The sequence below is a fragment of the Martinezella tropici genome, assembly GCF_008370325.1.
GTDB lineage: Bacteria > Pseudomonadota > Alphaproteobacteria > Rhizobiales > Rhizobiaceae > Rhizobium > Rhizobium tropici_B.
In genome coordinates, this window is the sequence record NZ_VNIP01000001.1 from 495,173 (window position 1) to 513,679 (window position 18,507).

The 18,507-nt window shown below is 60.1% G+C and carries 22 protein-coding genes; 16 read left to right on the top strand and 6 right to left on the bottom strand.

Features of this window, described 5'->3' with window-relative positions:
• Positions 1 to 137: 137 nt before the first annotated feature.
• The 3 genes from fliF (at position 138) to visR (ending at position 3,834) form a co-directional block, all read left to right on the top strand.
• Positions 138 to 1,814 carry a flagellar basal-body MS-ring/collar protein FliF gene (gene fliF / locus FP026_RS02470; protein WP_149633036.1) on the top strand — a complete coding sequence of 559 codons (1,677 nt, stop codon included), beginning with the start codon at positions 138 to 140 and terminating at the stop codon, positions 1,812 to 1,814.
• Between the two features lie 524 nt (positions 1,815 to 2,338).
• Positions 2,339 to 3,076, top strand: coding sequence for a transcriptional regulator VisN (visN, locus tag FP026_RS02475; RefSeq protein WP_149633037.1), 738 nt, complete (start codon positions 2,339 to 2,341; stop codon positions 3,074 to 3,076).
• Between the two features lie 11 nt (positions 3,077 to 3,087).
• Positions 3,088 to 3,834: a transcriptional regulator VisR gene (gene visR, locus FP026_RS02480; RefSeq protein ID WP_149633038.1), complete on the top strand. Its 747-nt coding sequence runs from the start codon at positions 3,088 to 3,090 to the stop codon at positions 3,832 to 3,834.
• A 52-nt stretch (positions 3,835 to 3,886) separates the two neighbouring features.
• Here visR and FP026_RS02485 read toward each other — a convergent pair whose 3' ends face one another.
• The 6 genes from FP026_RS02485 to motA form a co-directional block, all read right to left on the bottom strand.
• On the bottom strand, positions 3,887 to 4,327 hold the full coding sequence (locus FP026_RS02485; protein WP_149633039.1) for a hypothetical protein: 441 nt from the start codon (positions 4,325 to 4,327) through the stop codon (positions 3,887 to 3,889).
• 5 nt (positions 4,328 to 4,332) lie between these two features.
• Positions 4,333 to 5,412, bottom strand: coding sequence for a flagellar biosynthesis protein FlhB (gene flhB, locus FP026_RS02490; RefSeq protein WP_149633040.1), 1,080 nt, complete (start codon positions 5,410 to 5,412; stop codon positions 4,333 to 4,335).
• Positions 5,413 to 5,505: 93 nt separating this feature from the next.
• Entirely contained in the window at positions 5,506 to 6,549 is a 1,044-nt protein-coding gene (gene fliG, locus FP026_RS02495; protein WP_149633041.1) for a flagellar motor switch protein FliG, read from the bottom strand.
• A 48-nt stretch (positions 6,550 to 6,597) separates the two neighbouring features.
• Positions 6,598 to 7,128 (bottom strand): flagellar motor switch protein FliN, encoded by a 531-nt coding sequence (gene fliN, locus FP026_RS02500; protein ID WP_149633042.1) that lies wholly within the window; start codon positions 7,126 to 7,128, stop codon positions 6,598 to 6,600.
• A 68-nt stretch (positions 7,129 to 7,196) separates the two neighbouring features.
• Entirely contained in the window at positions 7,197 to 8,144 is a 948-nt protein-coding gene (locus FP026_RS02505) for a FliM/FliN family flagellar motor switch protein (protein WP_432444083.1), read from the bottom strand.
• 2 nt (positions 8,145 to 8,146) lie between these two features.
• Positions 8,147 to 9,019: a flagellar motor stator protein MotA gene (gene motA / locus FP026_RS02510; protein WP_149633044.1), complete on the bottom strand. Its 873-nt coding sequence runs from the start codon at positions 9,017 to 9,019 to the stop codon at positions 8,147 to 8,149.
• A 223-nt stretch (positions 9,020 to 9,242) separates the two neighbouring features.
• Between motA and flgF the strand changes: the two genes are divergently transcribed.
• The 13 genes from flgF (at position 9,243) to fliP (ending at position 18,355) form a co-directional block, all read left to right on the top strand.
• On the top strand, positions 9,243 to 9,977 hold the full coding sequence (flgF, locus tag FP026_RS02515; RefSeq protein WP_149633045.1) for a flagellar basal-body rod protein FlgF: 735 nt from the start codon (positions 9,243 to 9,245) through the stop codon (positions 9,975 to 9,977).
• 11 nt (positions 9,978 to 9,988) lie between these two features.
• On the top strand, positions 9,989 to 11,374 hold the full coding sequence (fliI, locus tag FP026_RS02520; protein WP_149633046.1) for a flagellar protein export ATPase FliI: 1,386 nt from the start codon (positions 9,989 to 9,991) through the stop codon (positions 11,372 to 11,374).
• 85 nt (positions 11,375 to 11,459) lie between these two features.
• On the top strand, positions 11,460 to 12,005 hold the full coding sequence (locus FP026_RS02525; protein WP_149633047.1) for a flagellar protein: 546 nt from the start codon (positions 11,460 to 11,462) through the stop codon (positions 12,003 to 12,005).
• A gap of 118 nt (positions 12,006 to 12,123) precedes the next feature.
• Complete coding sequence (gene flgB / locus FP026_RS02530; protein WP_149633048.1) at positions 12,124 to 12,516, top strand: flagellar basal body rod protein FlgB; 393 nt, start codon at positions 12,124 to 12,126, stop codon at positions 12,514 to 12,516.
• Positions 12,517 to 12,532: 16 nt separating this feature from the next.
• Entirely contained in the window at positions 12,533 to 12,949 is a 417-nt protein-coding gene (gene flgC, locus FP026_RS02535) for a flagellar basal body rod protein FlgC (RefSeq protein WP_149633049.1), read from the top strand.
• Entirely contained in the window at positions 12,946 to 13,296 is a 351-nt protein-coding gene (locus FP026_RS02540) for a flagellar hook-basal body complex protein FliE (protein ID WP_149633050.1), read from the top strand. The genes flgC and FP026_RS02540 overlap by 4 nt, the downstream gene beginning before the upstream one ends.
• A gap of 97 nt (positions 13,297 to 13,393) precedes the next feature.
• Positions 13,394 to 14,182, top strand: a complete 789-nt coding sequence (gene flgG, locus FP026_RS02545) for a flagellar basal-body rod protein FlgG (protein ID WP_149633051.1) — start codon at positions 13,394 to 13,396, stop codon at positions 14,180 to 14,182.
• A gap of 34 nt (positions 14,183 to 14,216) precedes the next feature.
• Positions 14,217 to 14,702 carry a flagellar basal body P-ring formation chaperone FlgA gene (gene flgA, locus FP026_RS02550; RefSeq protein ID WP_432444074.1) on the top strand — a complete coding sequence of 162 codons (486 nt, stop codon included), beginning with the start codon at positions 14,217 to 14,219 and terminating at the stop codon, positions 14,700 to 14,702.
• Entirely contained in the window at positions 14,699 to 15,817 is a 1,119-nt protein-coding gene (locus FP026_RS02555; protein WP_149633053.1) for a flagellar basal body P-ring protein FlgI, read from the top strand. Before flgA ends, FP026_RS02555 begins: the two co-directional genes overlap by 4 nt.
• Entirely contained in the window at positions 15,814 to 16,353 is a 540-nt protein-coding gene (locus FP026_RS02560; RefSeq protein WP_149633054.1) for a MotE family protein, read from the top strand. The genes FP026_RS02555 and FP026_RS02560 overlap by 4 nt, the downstream gene beginning before the upstream one ends.
• Positions 16,350 to 17,063 (top strand): flagellar basal body L-ring protein FlgH, encoded by a 714-nt coding sequence (gene flgH, locus FP026_RS02565; protein WP_112343818.1) that lies wholly within the window; start codon positions 16,350 to 16,352, stop codon positions 17,061 to 17,063. Before FP026_RS02560 ends, flgH begins: the two co-directional genes overlap by 4 nt.
• Before the next feature lie 45 nt (positions 17,064 to 17,108).
• Entirely contained in the window at positions 17,109 to 17,600 is a 492-nt protein-coding gene (locus tag FP026_RS02570) for a flagellar basal body-associated FliL family protein (RefSeq protein WP_149633055.1), read from the top strand.
• On the top strand, positions 17,597 to 18,355 hold the full coding sequence (gene fliP, locus FP026_RS02575) for a flagellar type III secretion system pore protein FliP (protein ID WP_112343820.1): 759 nt from the start codon (positions 17,597 to 17,599) through the stop codon (positions 18,353 to 18,355). Before FP026_RS02570 ends, fliP begins: the two co-directional genes overlap by 4 nt.
• Positions 18,356 to 18,507 lie beyond the last annotated feature (152 nt).

The following is an 18,507-nucleotide window of genomic DNA, read 5'->3' on the forward strand; positions in this document are numbered from 1 at the left end:
TTCTTATATAATCTTCATCGTTTCCTACGACTTTTCCTGTTTTTTCAGCCGGACGAAACGCTCGCACAAGTTTCGATTTCTATTTTCTCCGCAGGGTACAAAGCCATCAGGTCTTTGACGAATCGTGCGAGAACAGAATGAATCTGTTAAATCAATTAGTTCCCCTGTTTCGGAATATTCAGAATCTCGGGAGAACGCGGCTGATGATCCTTGGGGGCATCGGCGCTGTCTCCATGTTGCTGATCCTTTTTGCCGCCCTTTACGTCAATAAGCCCGCGCAGGAGACGCTTTATGTCGGCCTGGATGCGACCGATCTCAACCAGATCAGCATCGCTCTCGCAGAGGCAAAGATCAATTTTCAGGTCGGTTCCGACGGCACGAGCCTGACCGTTCCAGCCGGCATGACCGGCAAGGCCCGCGCGCTGCTCGCCGAGCGCGGCCTGCCCAATAGCGGCAATGCCGGTTACGAACTGTTCGACAATGTCGGTTCACTCGGCCTGACCTCCTTCATGCAGGAAGTGACCCGCGTGCGCGCACTCGAGGGTGAAATCGGCCGCACCATTACCTCAATCGCCGGCATCAGTGCCGCGCGTGTCCATATCGTCATGCAGGACGTCGGCAATTTCCGGAAGGCGGATCAGAAGCCGACGGCTTCGGTCATGATCCGCGCCAGCGCGGAAGCGGCCCGCAAATCGGCATCGGCCATCCGCCACCTTGTCGCCTCCGCCGTACCGGGCCTGGAGGTCGATGACGTCACGATCCTCGATTCGACAGGCCAGCTGCTCGCATCGGGTGATGACCCGAGCAATGGCGCTCTGAACCGCAATCTCGGCATCGTGCAGAATGTACAGAGCGAAGTCGAATCCAACATCAACAAGGCGCTCGCACCCTTCCTCGGCACGGACAACTTCCGCTCGAGCGTCACGGCGCAGCTCAATACCGACAGTCAGCAGGTGCAGGAAACCACCTACGATCCGGACTCGAAGGTCGAACGCTCGGTCCGCACGGTGAAGGAAGCCCAGAAGTCGCAGCAGAGCCAGCCCGATAGCGCCGCAACCGTGGAACAGAATATTCCGCAGGCGGCCCCGCAGTCCGGCGGCAAGACGCCGACGTCGAACGACCAGTCGGACAAGCGCGAAGAGCAGACCAACTACGAAATCAACAGCAAGACCACGGCCACGACGCGTAACAGCTACAAGATCGAAAAGCTGTCCGTCGCGGTGGTGGTCAACAAGGGCCGCATCGCGCAGATGGTCGGCGAAGGCGCGGATCCGGCCAAGATCGATGCCTATGTCGCCGAGATGCAGAAGATCGTCACGACGGCCGCCGGCGTCGATACGAAGCGCGGTGACATCGTCACCGTCAATGCGATGGATTTCCTCGACAACCAGCTGCTTGAGGACGCATCTTCCAGCTTCAGCATCACGGACATGCTGAGCCGCGACATGGCCGGCATCATCAATTCGCTGGCCTTCGTCGCCGTCGCCTTCCTGATCGTCTGGATGGGCTTCCGTCCGCTGATCCGCTCGCTCGGCGGCTCCGCAAGCAGCACGGCACTGCCGGAAGCGGCCGGGCTGGAGCTGCCGGACTTCGCGCCCGCCGTGGGCGGTCCTGGAGCCGCGCTGATGGACGGCTTCGGCTCGGACTTCGGCTTCGACAGCACCGACGATCTGCTGACGATGGGCGACGACGGCGGCACCTTCAACCGTCGCGTCAAGGAAGGGCCGGAACGCCGCCTGTCTCGCATGGTGGAAATCAGCGAGGAGCGCGCCGCAAAGATCCTTAGAAAATGGGCTGTCGACCAGGCGGCCTGAGAAAAGGACCGGGATACCTCCCGGTCCTTTTCTCGTTACGGGACTGCTGGCGCGTTAAGCTTGCCGACATTTGCGATTTCAACTGTGATCAATTAGCCGCTGCCAAGTAAATTGACGTGTTCGTAAGCTGGAATTTCCCTGGATCCGGTTGCTGGGTAGAAAGAATCGACTTAGAAATAGTATGCTTATTGCGTAATAGCCGTGTATTCGGAGCCAATCGGTCCTCGTTTTCCGTGTTTCGCATGTTTAAAGCGTCTGCAGATTCCGGAGCGCGGAAAAATCAGTTCGTGGTTCGTAGATCGTGTTGGCGGCGATATATGCCAGCACGATTGCCGACGTGGAATTCAGGGATGGGTACGCTCATCTACCCGCTCCGCCGGGATGTGTTTGTGTCGCGGTAGAGAAGACCCAGTTTTGATGCCTCACGGAGAATCCCGTCGATTTCCTCGGGCGATGTGCCGGGTTCTGGCGAAACAATGCTCTCGTTGACGGCCGATCGCCCAACAGCGGCAGGAAATGCAAGTATGGACATGCAGATATCGCAGGTGAGCAGAAGCGATAGGGATGCGCGATCAGTCGTTCCAGCCGGAGCCATGTCGCGCGAGCAGCTCATTCTGCAGCTGAATGCCATTTCGGGCCAGGGCTATCTGCAAGCCGGCCTGCATGCGCTGACCAGCTATGCCGGCGCTTCCCACTATCTCCTCGTACGCTCCGATCTTATCCAGGAAAGTGGTCTTGACTTCGTCATTTCTTCCAATTGGCCCTTCGATCTCGTCAGGCGCCTGGCGGCGGAACTGACCAGCAGTTATGGTCGCATCGGCGAGCTGGAAAAATGCATGTCGCTGTTTCAGCCGAGCGTGGCGCTCTTGCCGGATGATGTCACCCTGCCTGACGGCGTTGGTCGGCAATATCACGCCCTGAGCTTCAATGTCGGGCGTACGCGTTTCTCTCTGCTGCTGTTGGCGCATGAATCGGTAACGCTTTCATCGGAGCGGCTGCGCGATGTCGGCCTGCTGTCCGGCTATCTCGCGAGCTCCACCCGGTGCGTCGAAGGCAAGCTGGAACGCGATTTCGATCTGACCGAGCGCGAGCTGGAATGTCTGTTCTGGATCGCCGAGGGCAAGACGAGCGACGAGATTGCCATGATTCTCGGGATCTCGCGCAACACCATCAACAACTATATCACCAGCGTCATGCGCAAGACCGCCACCAAGACACGTTCGGAGGCTATAGCCTTCGCGGTGCGAAACAATCTCGTTTAAGGGCTTAACGGATGCGCTATCAGCCAGACAGGACGACGGATAGGCCCGCCGAATCGCGGCTTACCCGTTCCGGCAGGATTTCTGGCCGCTCCGATCTCTTTCCGAAGCTGGTATCGATGCAGAAGCTGATCGATGCGCAGCATTTCGCTGTCTATCGCCTTCATGGCTCGGGCCTGCCGCACAAGCAGCGGCTGGTCTGCGAACTCGACAACTGGGGCTCGGCCAATTCCGTCGTCGGCAAATCCTTCGTGGAAGCCTATGGCGAGGCTATGATCGAGCATATCGACAAATCCCTGCTTCCGCTCATGTGGAATGGCCGGGATAGCGACAGCACGGCTGAAACGCCGGACTTTGCCGTTTTCACGCAACGCCTGAAGCCGCATCTTCTGCCCTTTGCCGGCGTGGCTTTTCCGGTGCGGCTAGGTGCGGTCGGCAATGGCTATATCGTCTTTACGGCCAAGTTCATGGATCTTGCGAGCGAGATGATCGTCGAGCTGCATGGCCGCAGCTGCCAGATCATGATGGAACTCCTGTCGCTGGATGAGCGACGCTCGCAGGCTGCCGAGGCGTTGAGCGAGCGTGAGATTGCCTGCCTGCAGCTTGCCGGCGACGGGCGCATCAGCGAGGAAATTGCCGAGAAACTGGGTTTGTCGGTCCACACCGTCAACGCCTATCTCGGATCGGCGACGATCAAGCTCGATAGCGTCAACCGTATCCAGGCAATCGCAAAGGCGATCCGCTTCGGCTACATAAGCTGACGCTGCTGTACCGAGACGAATCGTCCTGCCAAGTTTCGGACCGCTGGATTTTTCAGATTGCGTGCGCAGCTTCGCCGCTGATGACGTAGCGCGCGTCTCTGAGGCTGCGTGCGAGCAGCGCCGTGTTTTCGTCCGGGTCGGACGATGCCCTGTCGAAGGCGATGTGATTGATCTCGATGCCGGCAAGGTGTTCCGTCAGCGCCAGCTTGGCATAGATGGTGACGCCCTGCGGCTTGATTTCCAGGTCGAGCGTGACCTCCGCTGGCCCGCCCCAATCGAGCTTGTAGTCGCCACCGAGACCGAAATTGACAATGCCTGGAAGGAAGTACAGCTCGGCGGCCGAGGCCACGAGGTCACCAAGATTGCCGTATCGTTCGAAGCGCAGCAGCGAGATCAGGTCGGCTGCATCGAGGAGGCGTAGCTCGCTGGCGACGGGGCTGATGGCTTCGGCTAGTATTTGTTCGCGCTGGGCAGAGTAGGGGCATTTTTTCATTTGGTTTATCGTACCCGTTTTCTATTCGGCTGCGCAGCGTAGACCCGATGGATGAGCTCAGCGACAGCCTTGTAAAATACTGACGGTATGACGCTATCAACCGAGACTTGCGCAAACATGGAGCGCGCGAGCGGCGGGTCTTCGAAAACGGGAATATTGTTTGCCTCGGCTATCTCCCTGATTTTCAAGGCAATCAGATCCTGGCCCTTGGCGACGACGACAGGCGCATCGTTTTCCGCTTGCACATAGCGCAGCGCAACGGCGAAGTGAGTCGGGTTGGCGATGACGAGGGTGGCGCGTGGCACCTGCTTCATCATGCGGCGGCGGGCGCGGTCGCGTGCGACCGAGCGCTGGCGCGACTTGACGATGGGATCGCCCTGGGACTGCTTGTGTTCGTCCTTGATTTCCTGCTTGGTCATTTTCAGCTGGTCGAACCAGTGGTAGCGGCTCCACAGCACGTCGGCGATGCCGACGATCGCGGTTGCCATCAGCACAATGATGAGGATCCGCTGAACCACCGTCGACAGGCGCACGAAAATGGTCTGCGGATCGGAAACCATCGAATCGATCGCGTGGAAGAACTGGCCGCGCAGCACGAAAAATATGACGATGCTGACGAGCACGATCTTTGCGAGTGATTTGCCGAATTCCACCAGGCCGGTCGTGCTGAAGATGCGCTTGAAACCCGACACTGGGGATATGCGCGAAAACTGCGGCCGGATTCGCTCCAGGACGGGCGTGGGCAGATTCTGGAATATCGAGGCGCCGATGCCGAAGACGAAGAAAAGCACCACGGCCGGCAACACCATGTTTCCCGCCTCCCAGCCTATGCGGGTAAACAGGGAGATGGCGTCGGGACCCGAATCGAGCCGCCATTGATCAGGCTTTTCGAAGAGATCCCGCAATACCTCGCCCATGCGGCCCATGCGCGTCGGCAGGAAGAAGGTGACGTAGATGACCGTTGCCAGCATGGAAGCAAAGAGCGTCGCCTCCCTGGAGTGGGGCACATTGCCCTTCTCGATGGTATCGCGGAGTTTTTTCTCCGTCGGTCGTTCTGTTTTACTGTCCTTGTCTTCGTCAGCCAAAGCAGCCGCCCTTTGCGAAACGGAAAGAGGCCGCGCATCATGCGCGGCCCATAGCTTGTCAGTCTATGACGTTTTAGCTGAGTCGCGTCGCGTTCACGCCGCTTCTTCCACAGGCGTATTTTCTCGGGGCTTGAGCTCGATCTGGCCGGAATTGGCAAGCCGGATGGCTTCCTGGGCGATGGCGCGCCGGGCGATGGCGATTTCTCGCGGATTGATGCCCGTATTGCCCATCTGCAGGTCGGATTCGATCATGCGGCGCTGACGCGGGCTGATCGAGGACAGAACGATCTCGCGAATCTCGTTGCCGGATCCCCGTAGCGCCATCGTCAGGATGTCGGAGGCGATGTCGTTGAGCAGCAGCACGCGGCTCGGCTGCGGCATGCGCGTGAGATCGTCGAAGAGGAAGATCTTTGGACGGACCTTCTCGACCGATTCCTTGTTGATCGATTCCAACGAGCTCAGCAGGGTATCGACCTGCGGCTTGTCGAGCTCGTTCATCAGGTCGGCGACCTTCGTGGAGCCGGATGTGTTGCGTTCGGCATCGATCTCGGCCATCAGTCCGAGCACGCGGTTATCAATGATCTGGGCCGCCTTGGGGCTGACGTCCTTGATATTGACGGTGCGGTTCATGACGTCGGCGCGCTGGGCTTCGGGAAGCTGCAGCAGGATCTTCGCGCCGAAGGCCGAAGGCATCATGGACAGCACGTAGGCGATGGTCTGCGGATGCTCCCGCAGGAAGAACTTGGCGACGAAGACCGGATCGGCTTCGCCCAGGCGATCCCAGATGGATGTCTCATAGGCCTGAAACGCGGTGCGGCGGCCGAGCAGGCTGTCCACTTCGTCCGGCGTCAAGCCCTCCTCGAGAATACTCTCGATGGCCTTGGCGTTGTCCATGAGGCCTGCGCCCTCGGTGAAGAGGTCTTCGAATTCCGCCACGAGCTGCGCCAGCTCGTCCGGCGGAATGAGCCTCAGCGACTGCGCCGAGGCAATGATCATCTGCAACTCGTTCTGCGTGAAATATTTGAGCAGCCGTCCCGCCACCTGCTTTCCCATCGCGAGAAGGACGGCCGCTGCTTTTTCAGTCTGAGTCAACGGTTTCTCGGCAAGTGCGCCGCTGAAATCGTCAAAGTCCATCATGGTCTTCGTCTCCATCCCGCAGGGGGAGTGGGCTCATCCTGAGCCGGTTCAGCTTTTCTTGGTGTTGTAGATTTCCGTGAGCTTGATACCGAACCTGGTGTCATCATGTTCCAGAACGGTAATTTCGCCCCGGCCGATCTTGCGGCCGTTCACTGTGATCTCGACGGGTTCGCCGATTTTCTTGTCGAGCGCGATGATTGCGCCCTCGGTCAGATTCATCAGGCCCGACACCTGCATGCGGCTGCTGCCGAGCACGATCTGGACGTCGATCGGGATATCCATGATCAGGTCGAGATTGGCCGTCAATGCGCTGCCGGGAGCCGCAGGCGCCGCGGAAACGTCGGCGAAGTCACCACCGTCGAAGGCGGGGTCGGAATTGTCGTCGCCGAAATCGCCGAAGGTAGAAAGGTCGGTGCTTGTTTCCGCGCCGAACGTATCGGCGTCGAAGTCAGGCAGATCGCCGTCGCTATCCTTCTTCAGAACGCCGCGCAGACCGTCGATGGCCTCGTCCAGGGCGGCGTCGCTGTTTGAAATCTCCAGCGATTCCTCGCTGCTTTGCTTTGTCGTCTTCGTAGCCATGAAATCACTATTCCAGTTGAAACTTGCCTCAAGCTGCCGTGGGTGGGCGACTGACCACCTTCAGCTAGTCAATTCATCAGGTGTCGAAGGAGCTCGTCGTCGGAATTGACGTTATCTTTGACGCGTACCGTATAATTTTCGCCAGAACGGCCGAATTCGCAGATGTAAAGGTCTTTGCTGTTGGCGCTGACTTCGACCCGGACGTCGCCGGCATCCATGAAGGGGATGACATCGCCGACCGCGAGCTTGGAAATGGTGTCGAGCGTCAGCGACTGCAGCCGGATGCGCGCCTCCAGCGTCACCTGCGAGCGGCGCACCTGTTCGCCGAGCTGATCCGACCATGTCTGCGAGGCGGCCGTCGGGTTCTTGGCACGCGGTGCGCTCACGACAGTGCGCAGCAGATCGCGCTGCGGCACGATGATGACGATCTGGGACATCGATTTGCCGAGCGAGATCGCCATGGTGATCGCGGCCGCAAAATCATTGCCCTCGTCGCCGACGGCTTTCGGGCGATCTTCGATGTTATAGGGCGGGTCGAGATAAGGCTCGAAGCCGCCGGGCGCGTTGACGGCTGAGCGCAGCACATTGGCGATCTTGTCGAACACCATGACGGAAAGGTCGAGCTCTATCGCGGAAAGCGGCCGGGCCACCGCCGCTTCCATGTCTTCCGCGCGCGCGCCCAGCATATGTTCCATCAACGTCATGATGAAGCCGGCGCCGCAGCCGAGGATGAATTTCGGCGCCCAGTTGCGCAGCGAGCCGTTGATGAGGGCATGGCTGCCGCCCAGCCCGCCGATCAGGTCGTTCATCGGGCCGGACTGACAGCCGGCATAGGCGATATTGATATCCAGGCCTGTCTCGTTCTTGATGATGTCGGGCAGGAATTCGGCATAGACCTGGGTGAAGGCGGCGCCGAGCTTGGCAAGCGCAGCCTGGTCGCCGAGATTGCCGGTAAGTCTGGCAAAGAGGGTGCGGTCCATCGTCTGTGCCTTATACGCGGATTGCTGGCTCATGATCGTCAGGCCGCCTTGCTTTCGCCGCCGGGGTTCATCATCTCCTGCTCGACGGCGTCGATCGAGGGACGCTCGTAGGAAGAGATAGTCTTGCGGCCATATTCGAGAGCAACCTGCGGCACCGATCCGTTCATGTAGGCGAGCAGCGTCTGCTTCACGATCACGTAGAGGCGATGCTGCTTGTTGCGCACGACCTTGATCTGGGAGACCAGCGGCGCGCAGACCGAATAGGACAGGATGATGCCGAGGAAGGTGCCGACCAGCGCCGAGCCGATGAGATGGCCGAGCACTTCGGGTGATTCGTTGATGTGGCTCATCGCCTTGATGACGCCGAGAACGGCGGCGACGATACCGATCGCCGGGAAGGAATCGCCCATGATCGTGATCGAGTGATAGGGCTTCATCTTGTCGTGCGTCATGGTGTCGAGTTCTTCATCCATCAGCGCCTCGATCTCGTGCGAGCGGGCGTTGCCGATGATGATGAGACGGACATAGTCGCAGATGAAGGCGGTGAGGTCCTTGTTCTTCAGGACCGTCGGCGCGGCCTTGAAGATCGTCGATTCATCGGGATTGTCGATATGGGCCTCGATCTCGTTGCGCGACTTGGTGCGCAGGTCGCGCATCAGGGCATAGAGCACGCCGAGCGTGTCGAGATAATCGCGTTCCTTCGGAACCGCATGCCGGAAGGCTTCTCCGAGCGCTCTGCCCGAATCCTTCACCACTTTCATTGGATTGGCCATGATGAAGCCGCCGAGGCCGGCGCCTGCGATAATGACAAATTCGAAGGGCTGGAACAGCGCTCCTACGTCTCCGCCCATAGCCATGAAGCTGCCTATGATGCAGCCGCAGGTCACTACAAATCCGATAATAATATTCATCGTCGGTCCACACCTGAACGTTGCTTCATATGATGAACTAGGGGAGCTGCCTTGCGTGAGGCTGTTCGTTGGGCCTGAGGAAGAGCTTTTTGCCTTGTCAGCTTCGCACAAGCCAAGCCCTGCAGGATGATGGCTAAGGGCATCCATGCCCCGTTAACGAAATGTAGGAGCGCCGGTGGCGTTTCCTTTCCCGTTATTCTCCAATGTCCGGAGGGCGTTGAAAATGCAGTCTGGTATCTATGTCGCGCTGTCATCCCAGATGGCGCTCGAGCGCCGCCTGACCACGATCGCCGATAACTTGGCCAACGTGAACACGACGGGCTTTCGTGGCACCGAGGTCAAGTTCGATCAGGTCCTCAGCAATACCCAAAACAAGCTCAACGCCAAGGTCGCCTTCGTCTCGCAAGGCAATGATTATCTCTCCACCGACAATGGCGAACTCCAAAATACCGGCAATCTCTTCGATTTCTCGGTCAAGGGCGACGCCTATTTCGGCCTCAACACCCCGGCGGGCCTGGTGATCACGCGCGACGGCCGTTTCACCATGACCGACAGCGGTGCGCTGGTTTCGACGCGCGGTTTCCCCGTGCTCGATCCCGGCGGTGCCCCGATCCAGCTCGATCCGGCGGGCGGCGCTCCGACCGTTGCATCGAACGGCATGATCACGCAGAACGGCCGGAGCATGGGTCAGATCGGCCTCTACAGCGCCGATGTCGGCAAAGGCTTCCTGCGCTACGAAAACAGCGGCATCCTGCCGACCGATACGCCTCAGGCTGTCATCGACCGTTCGAGTATCGGCATCGCCCAGGGCTATCTGGAAAATTCCAATGTCAACGGCATGCGGGAAATGACCAACCTGATCGAGGTCAGCCGCGCCTTCGACAATATCAGCACGCTCACCAGCAGCAGTGAAGGCACGCTCACCGACGCCATCAAGACCCTCGGCGGCAGCCAGTAAAGAGGCGGATGATGGTCGAGGATCGGTTGCCCGAGGGCGCGATGTCGCCGAAGCTTTCGCATATGGCCGTTCTGGTGGGCCAATATGCGATGGCGGAGAATGCCGTGGCCCATGGCGGCCACGTGCGCACCATCGCCGCCGGGCACTACACCGTCGCAGGCCTCTCCAGGCAGGTGCGTCTCGGCGATTTCGTCGCGCATCGTTCCCAGACCGGCATCCATCTCGGCGAAGTCGTCCGTGTCGAGCCGGAACTCACCTATGTCTGTCCAATCGAGCCGGGCGAGCCGATCGGTATCCAGGACACCATCATCCGCAAGGGTGCCTTCCGCATCGCGCCCGACAATAGCTGGTGCGGCCGCACGATCAATTCGCTGGGCGAGCCGATTGACGGGCTCGGGCCGCTGACGGCGGGTCTTCAATCGCGCTCGATCTCCAATACCGCCCCGCCGTCCATGACGCGCAAGCGCGTCGAAACCGGGTTCAAGACCGGCGTGCGCGCCATCGATATCTTCTCGCCGCTCTGCTTTGGCCAGCGGCTGGGCATCTTTGCCGGCTCCGGCGTCGGCAAATCGACGCTGCTGTCGATGCTGGCGCGAGCCGAAGCCTTCGACAAGGTGGTGATCGCGCTCGTTGGCGAGCGCGGCCGCGAAGTGCGCGAATTCATCGAGGATACGCTGGGTTCGCACATGCAGAAATCGGTGGCAGTTGTCGCAACGAGCGATGAAAGCCCGATGCTGCGCAAGATGGCGCCGCTTTCGGCCATCTCCATCGCCGAGCATTTCCGCGACCAGGGCGACAATGTGCTGCTGATCGTCGATAGCGTCACGCGTTTTGCCCATGCCATCCGCGAAGTGGCGACCGCATCCGGCGAGCCGCCGATCGCGCGCGGCTATCCGGCTTCGGTCTTCACCGAGCTGCCGCGCCTTCTCGAGCGCGCCGGCCCGGGACCGGAGGGCACCGGCACGATCACCGCCATCATCTCGATCCTGGTCGATGGCGACAATCACAACGATCCGATCGCCGATTCCACCCGCGGCATTCTCGACGGCCATATCGTTCTCCAGCGCAGCCTTGCCGAGGAAGGCCGCTACCCGCCGATCGATCCGCTCGCATCCGTATCGCGTCTCGCCCGCAAGGCCTGGTCGTCCGATCAGGAAAAGCTGGTATCCCGGCTGAAGGCTCTTGTGCATCGCTACGAGGAAACGCGCGATCTGCGCCTGATCGGCGGCTATCGCCAGGGCAGCGACGCCGATCTCGATATCGCGGTGCGCCAGGTGCCGATCATCTACGACATCCTGAAGCAGACCCCGGGCGAAGAGCCGTCGGCGGATGCCTTCACAGATCTTGCTACCGCTCTCAGGAACGCCTCGAGCGGCGTTCCGGTCAGGGGCAAGTGATGACCATCAGGAAGCTCAGCGCGATTTGTCCTTGCCTGCATCCAGCCGGGTATCGCCAAGTTTCGTGCCGAAAGAGGGGCCAGAAGTGAGAGAATCCGACGCAGATGATCCGGTCGCCCCGCCGAAGCAGGCGCGAAGGCGAACCGTTGCGGATAGGGCGCTGGCCTTTACGGGGCTGGCGCTTGCCGGCGCCTCGGCCTTCTTCCCCTGGTATGTCTTTCTCAATCCGGACAAGTTCGGCATCCACGTCGCCGAAGGCGAGCGCACGCGCGATCTGCCGAATTGGCCCGGCCGTGAGGTCGTCAGCGTGTCGCCGCTTGCCATGGCCAACAAAAACCCGAGCGCGCCAAAGGATCTTATTCCCGATCCGCTGACGACGGCGACGGTCAGCAACGCCGGACGAGAAGACGACCAGGGGGAACCGGCCGACCAGCAGCCGTTCCCCGGCAAGTCCCCGTTCCACCTGCTGCACATCGCAAATGGCCGCGCGCTCATCGAGGACGACACCGGCATGTATGTCGTGCGGGTCGGCTCAGTTCTGCCCGACAGCAGCCGGCTGGCTTCGATCGAACAACGAGACGGAAAGTGGGTCATCGTCACGTCGGCGGGCGATGTCTACGGCAACAACTGAAGAACCCGCGAACGCCGGAGTTTCAGGCATTTCGAAGACCTTTACAGGAACGCATTTCCCGCAAGTCCCACGCAAGATTATCCCGCTAGGTTTCTAGTGTAAGAACGGAGAGAAGGCCATGCAACCCATACAGCTCTTTGACCTGGCCTCGCGGCAAGCCGAGTGGCTCCAGGTGCGTCAGGAGGTTGTTGCCGGCAATATCGCCAATGCCAATACGCCGAAATATCGCGCCAAGGATGTGACGCCGTTCCAGGCCGTTCTGGATAATCAGAACGTCAACATGGTCCGGACCAATCCCGCGCATCTTTCGGGCAACGAATTCAGTACGAGCGGCAACGTCAACGTCGAGGAAGCGCCGCTCGCCCAGGAAATTGGCGTCCAGGAATCGGGTAACACCGTCGGCCTGGAGGACGAGCTCGCCAAGGCCGGTGACATCAAGCGCCAGTACAGCTTGAACACCGCGCTCATAGGCTCCTTTCATCGCATGATGTTGATGGCCGTAAAACAATAGATGAAGTGAAGATGCCATGGACCCCTTATCAGCCGCATTGAAAATTGCAGGCTCCGGCCTGGAGGCTCAATCGACTCGTCTGCGAATCGTCTCCGAAAATATCGCCAACGCCCGGTCGACGGGTGATACGCCCGGCGCCGATCCCTACCGGCGCAAGACGGTGACCTTCGGCGCCGAACTGGATCGCGCCAACGGCCTCACCACGGTCGGTGTCAAGAAGCTCGGTGAAGACACCGGCAAGTTCGTCGAAGAATACGATCCTGACAACCCGGCGGCGGATCAGAAGGGCTACGTCAAGATGCCCAACGTCAATGTCCTCGTCGAGATGGCCGATATGCGCGAAGCCAATCGCTCCTACGAGGCCAATCTGCAGACGGTCCGGCAGGCCCGTGATCTCATCTCCTCCACTATTGACCTTCTGAAGAACCAATGATCGACACGATTAAGAATGTAGCCTCCCTCTCGGCGACCCGCGGCCTTAGCAGCATCGCCACGGATCTGACCTCCGCCGCCTCCAGCGCGATGAACGCCTCGCCGGCCGTCGCCATGGGAGCGGATGCCGGAATGAGCTTCGCGTCGGTCATGTCGAACGTTGCGAAAGATTCCATCAATTCGCTGAAGGAAGCGGAAAACGCCTCCTTTGCCGGTATCAAGGGCACGATGAGCACCCGTGAGGTGGTCGACAAGGTCATGCAGGCCGACCAGACCCTGCAGACAGCGATCGCTCTGCGCGACAAGGTCGTCTCAGCCTTTCTCGATATCACGAAGATGCAGATATAGAGCGGGCTTCCCCGTTCTAATCACCTGATTTGGCGAGTGTCTTTCGTAAGCCCTTCCTAGGCTTCGAAGGTTCCGCCCTAGATCCAAGGACGAAAGCATGAGAGCGCTCGCAATCGCCGCGACGGGCATGGATGCCCAGCAGACCAATCTCGAAGTAATCGCGAACAACATCGCGAATATCAATACGACGGGTTACAAGCGCTCGCGCGCCGAATTCTCCGACCTTCTCTACCAGACGGAGCGCGCCAAGGGTATTGCCAACAGGCCGAACCAGGCGGTGGTGCCGGAAGGCGCCAATATCGGTCTCGGCGTGCAGACGACCGCGGTGCGCAACATCCAGATCCAGGGCGAACTGTCGCAGACGCAGAACGATCTCGACGTCGCGCTCGTCGGTCGCGGCTGGTTCCAGATCAAAATGCCCGACGGCACGACCGCCTACACCCGCGCCGGCTCCTTCAACAAGAGCGATACCGGCCAGATCGTCACGCCGGACGGCAATGTGCTGGAGCCGGGCATCACCGTCCCGAATAATGCCAGCAAGCTCACCATCAACCAGTCCGGCCAGATATCCGCGATCATCGGCACCGCGACGACACCGACCGTGCTCGGCCAGCTGCAGATCGCCAATTTCGTCAATGAAGCCGGCCTGCAGCCGATGGGAAGCAATCTCTTCGTTCAGACGCCGGCTTCCGGCGATCCGGTCGTTTCCGATCCGAACGAGAACGGCTTCGCCTACATGAAACAATATTATCTGGAATCGTCGAATGTCGATCCGGTCAAGGAAATCACCGATCTGATCACGGCGCAGCGCGCCTATGAGATGAATTCCAAGGTCATCACGACGGCCGACGAAATGGCGCAGATCGTCAGCAAGAACCTGAAATAGCAAGAGGGACGGGCCGAACATGAGGTTTCGCCGGATGAAAAGCTTAGCAATGGCATGGTTCGCCGCGGCGAGCCTTTCCGTCGTATTCGCTTCGGCCATGCCCGCCGGGGCTGTGAGCGCCGATGGTTCCGCGCTCGGTACCGCCGTGGTGCCGACCGAGACGATCTATCCGGGCGATATCATCAGCAGCGGTCAGCTCGAAGAGGTCGAGGTCACCAACCCCAACCTGAGTGGCGATTATGCCAAGCGGCTTCGTGACGTCACGGGGTTGGTATCGAAGCGGACGCTTCTGCCTGGCCGGACGATTTCCATTTCCGCACTGCGCCAGCCCTTTGCAGTGACGCGCGGTTCTAATGTTCGCCTGGTGATGAGCATGGGCAGCATGACGATCACGGCGGCAGGCACGCCGCTCGATGATGGCGCCGTCGGCGACAGTGTGCGCGCCCGCAATATGGACTCGGGCATCATCGTCAACGGCACCGTTCTCCAAAACGGCACGATCCGCGTGGTCGCGAAATGAAACGGCTTCGTCAATTTCTCGCAGTCCTCTTCGCATTGCCGAGCCTGATCGTCGCCGATCCGGCCCTCGCGATGCAATCGCGCATCAAGGATATCGCATCGTTGCAATCCGGCCGCGACAACCAGTTGATCGGTTATGGTCTGATCGTCGGCCTCCAGGGGACGGGCGACGGCCTGCGTTCCTCGCCATTTACCGAGCAATCCATGCGCGCGATGCTGCAGAACCTCGGCATCTCGACCCAAGGCGGTCAATCCGCCGCGAAGAATACGGCCGCCGTCATGGTAACGGCGAACCTGCCGCCCTTTGCAAGCCCCGGTAGCCGCATCGATGTGACGGTGAGCTCGCTCGGCGATGCGTCGTCGCTGCGTGGCGGCACGCTGATCATGACCTCGCTGAGCGGTGCGGATGGGCAGATTTATGCCGTGGCGCAGGGCTCGGTCATCGTCTCCGGCTTCCAGGCGCAGGGCGCCGCTGCAACGGTGACCGAGGGCGTTACGACGGCCGGCCGCGTGCCCGGCGGCGCGATCATCGAGCGGGAGCTGCCGTCACGCTTCAAGGATTCGGTCAACCTGGTCCTGCAGCTGCGTAATCCCGACTTCTCCACCTCGATCCGCATTGCCGACACGGTCAATACCTGGGCGACCTCGCGTTTCGGTGCGCCGATCGCGGAGGCCAAGGATTCGCAGGAGGTGACGGTCGCCAAGCCGAAGATGGCGGATCTGACGCGGCTGATGGCCGATATCGAAAACCTCAACGTCCAGACCGATACGCCGGCCAAGGTTGTTATCAACGAACGCACCGGAACGATTGTCATCGGCGCCGACGTCCGCGTCTCGCCAGTCGCCGTCAGCTACGGAACGCTGACCGTGCAGGTGAGCGAGAATCCGCAGGTGATCCAGCCTGAACCTTTCTCCGACGGAGAGACTGCCATCCAGGACCAGACCGACATCACCGCCACCAAGAGCGGCGGCCGCGTCGCGGTGCTGGAAGGGCCTGACCTGAAGACGCTGGTCTCCGGCCTCAACAATATCGGCGTCAAGCCGGATGGCATCATCGCCATCCTACAAGGCATCAAGTCGGCCGGCGCCCTGCAAGCGGAGCTCGTGCTGCAATGATCCTGACCGTCATCGCCAGAAGAATGCTGGTTGCCTGCAGCCTCGCAACGGGTGCCATGGTGCTGGTGCCGATCGGCATGGCCGCGGCGCAGGAAGCGCGGCAGCCCGCCGATCCCGCCTCCAGCCAGGACGAGATCCGGCAGTTCTGCACCAATATTGCCGATCCGGCCCGCGATCAGCGCTATCTGCTGCAAAAGCAGGAGCTGGAACAGCTTCGGACAGATATCGACCAACGCATCGCCACCATGGACAAGCGCAAGGCCGAATACGAGGACTGGCTGAAACGCCGCGACGATTTCCTCAAGACCGCAGATCTCGGCCTCGTCGATATTTACAAGAACATGAAGCCGGATGCGGCGGCGGCAAGCCTCAACGACGTCAAGACCACGATTGCCGCTGCGATCATCATGAAGCTTTCGTCGCGCCAATCGAGCCTGATCCTTGCGGAAATGGATGCGAAGAAGGCGGCCGTCATCACCAACATCATCGCCAGCGCATCCGACCCGAATACATCGAAGTCGAAGGACCCCTCATGAACACGCGTCTTACGGCCGCCTGCGCAATCGTCGTCTTTCTCGCCGGTTGCCAGTCGCAGGCCCTCAGGGAAATCGGCAGGGCGCCTGCCATGAGTCCGATCGGCAGCGGCCTGCAATATGCGCAGACGCCGCAGATGCTGCAATATCCGAAGCGGCCGCATCAGGTTGCGCAAGGCTATTCGCTCTGGAACGATTCGCAGGCGGCCCTCTTCAAGGACGCACGCGCGCTCAATGTCGGCGACATCCTGACCGTCACGATCCAGATCAACGACAAGGCGAACTGGGACAACGAGACCAATCGCAGCCGCACGAACAAGAGCGATATGAACTGGGATATTTCGGCCAAGATCTTCGGCTGGAGACCCGCCACCAACGCTGACGCAACCTCGGGTTCCGACACCAGCACCGACGCCAAGGGCAAGATGCAGCGTTCCGAGCAGATCAACCTTCTGGTCGCCGCGGTCGTGACCGGCATTCTCGAAAACGGCAACCTGATGATCAGCGGCTCGCAGGAAGTCCGCATGAACCAGGAAATCCGCATCCTCAACGTCGCCGGCATCGTGCGGCCGCAGGATGTCACCGCGGATAACACGATTTCATACGACAAGATCGCCGAGGCGCGCATCTCCTACGGCGGACGCGGTCGTTTGACGGAAATACAGCAGCCGCCGCGGGGCCAGCAGGCCGTGGATCTGCTGTCGCCGCTCTGACGGCTGACGGTATCATGCTCTGGCAGACAACGAACGGATAGGGACATGGCAGCCACAGACGAACCGGCAAAGGGCAAGGGATCGCCGCTGATCATGACGATCGTCGGACTGCTGGTGCTGACCATTCTTGGCTGCGGCGGCGGCTGGATGCTTGGAACCGTCGTCGCGCCGAGGATCAAGGCCGCTACCGCTGCCGTGCAGAAGACGATCCTGGCCGCCGGTGACAGCAAGCAGGCGGCCGCCGCCGCACAGGCGAACGGCATCATAGCGCTCGATCCGATCACCACCAATCTTGCCTACCCCTCGCAGAGCTGGGTAAGGCTGGAGCTCGCCCTGGTCTTCAAGGGGCCTACGGATGCTCAGCTCGCCCAGGCGATCCATCAGGATATTCTTGCCTATATCCGTACGGTTTCCCTACAGCAGATCGAGGGTGCGCGCGGCCTGCAATATCTTCGGGATGACATTCAGGAGCGTGTTGACCTACGCTCGGAAGGACGAGTATCGAAAGTTATGTTCAGAACTTTCGTGATCGAATGATTCGATTAATACTTGCCCTATCTATATTAGTGATTTCTGTATTATCGCCTGAACTGGCGATGGCGCAGCAATTGTCGCAACAGCTTCCCACCGATCTTCTGAATGCTCCGGTCAACGGCTCTGTCGCCGCCTGGATCATCCGCACGTTCGGCCTCCTGACGATCCTGTCGATTGCGCCGGGCATCCTGATCATGGTGACGAGCTTTCCGCGCTTCATCATCGCGTTTTCGATCCTGCGCACCGGCATGGGCCTTTCGTCGACGCCGTCGAACATGATCCTGCTGAGCCTCGCCCTGTTCATGACTTTCTATGTCATGTCGCCGACCTTCGATCAGGCTTGGAAGGACGGCGTGCAGCCGTTGCTTGCCAATCAGATTTCGGAGGCCGACGCCGTGCAGCGCATCGCCGAGCCGTTCCGCACCTTCATGTCGAACAATACGCGCGACAAGGATCTGAAGCTTTTCGTCGATCTGGCGCAGGAGCGCGGCCAGACGACCGTGGTCGATAACAAGATTGATTATCGCGTCCTGATCCCGGCCTTCATGATCTCGGAGATCCGGCGTGGCTTCGAAATCGGCTTCCTTGTGGTCCTGCCGTTTCTGGTCATCGACCTGATCGTGTCGACCATCGTGATGGCCATGGGCATGATGATGCTGCCGCCGACCTCGATCTCGCTGCCGTTCAAGATTCTCTTCTTCGTGCTGATCGACGGCTGGAACCTTTTGGTCGGCAGCCTGGTCCGTTCTTTCCACTGACAATCGGCTTTAAATCATCTCGCGCAAACAAAAATGTGCGGTGGCCTTGCGACAACGGCATTCGCAAAGTCAAAGACCTAAAGCTCGAGAAGCCGATCTGAACGATCGCGACGCGCTATAGGGCGATCGTCGGAAATTCCTGTTCCGACGAT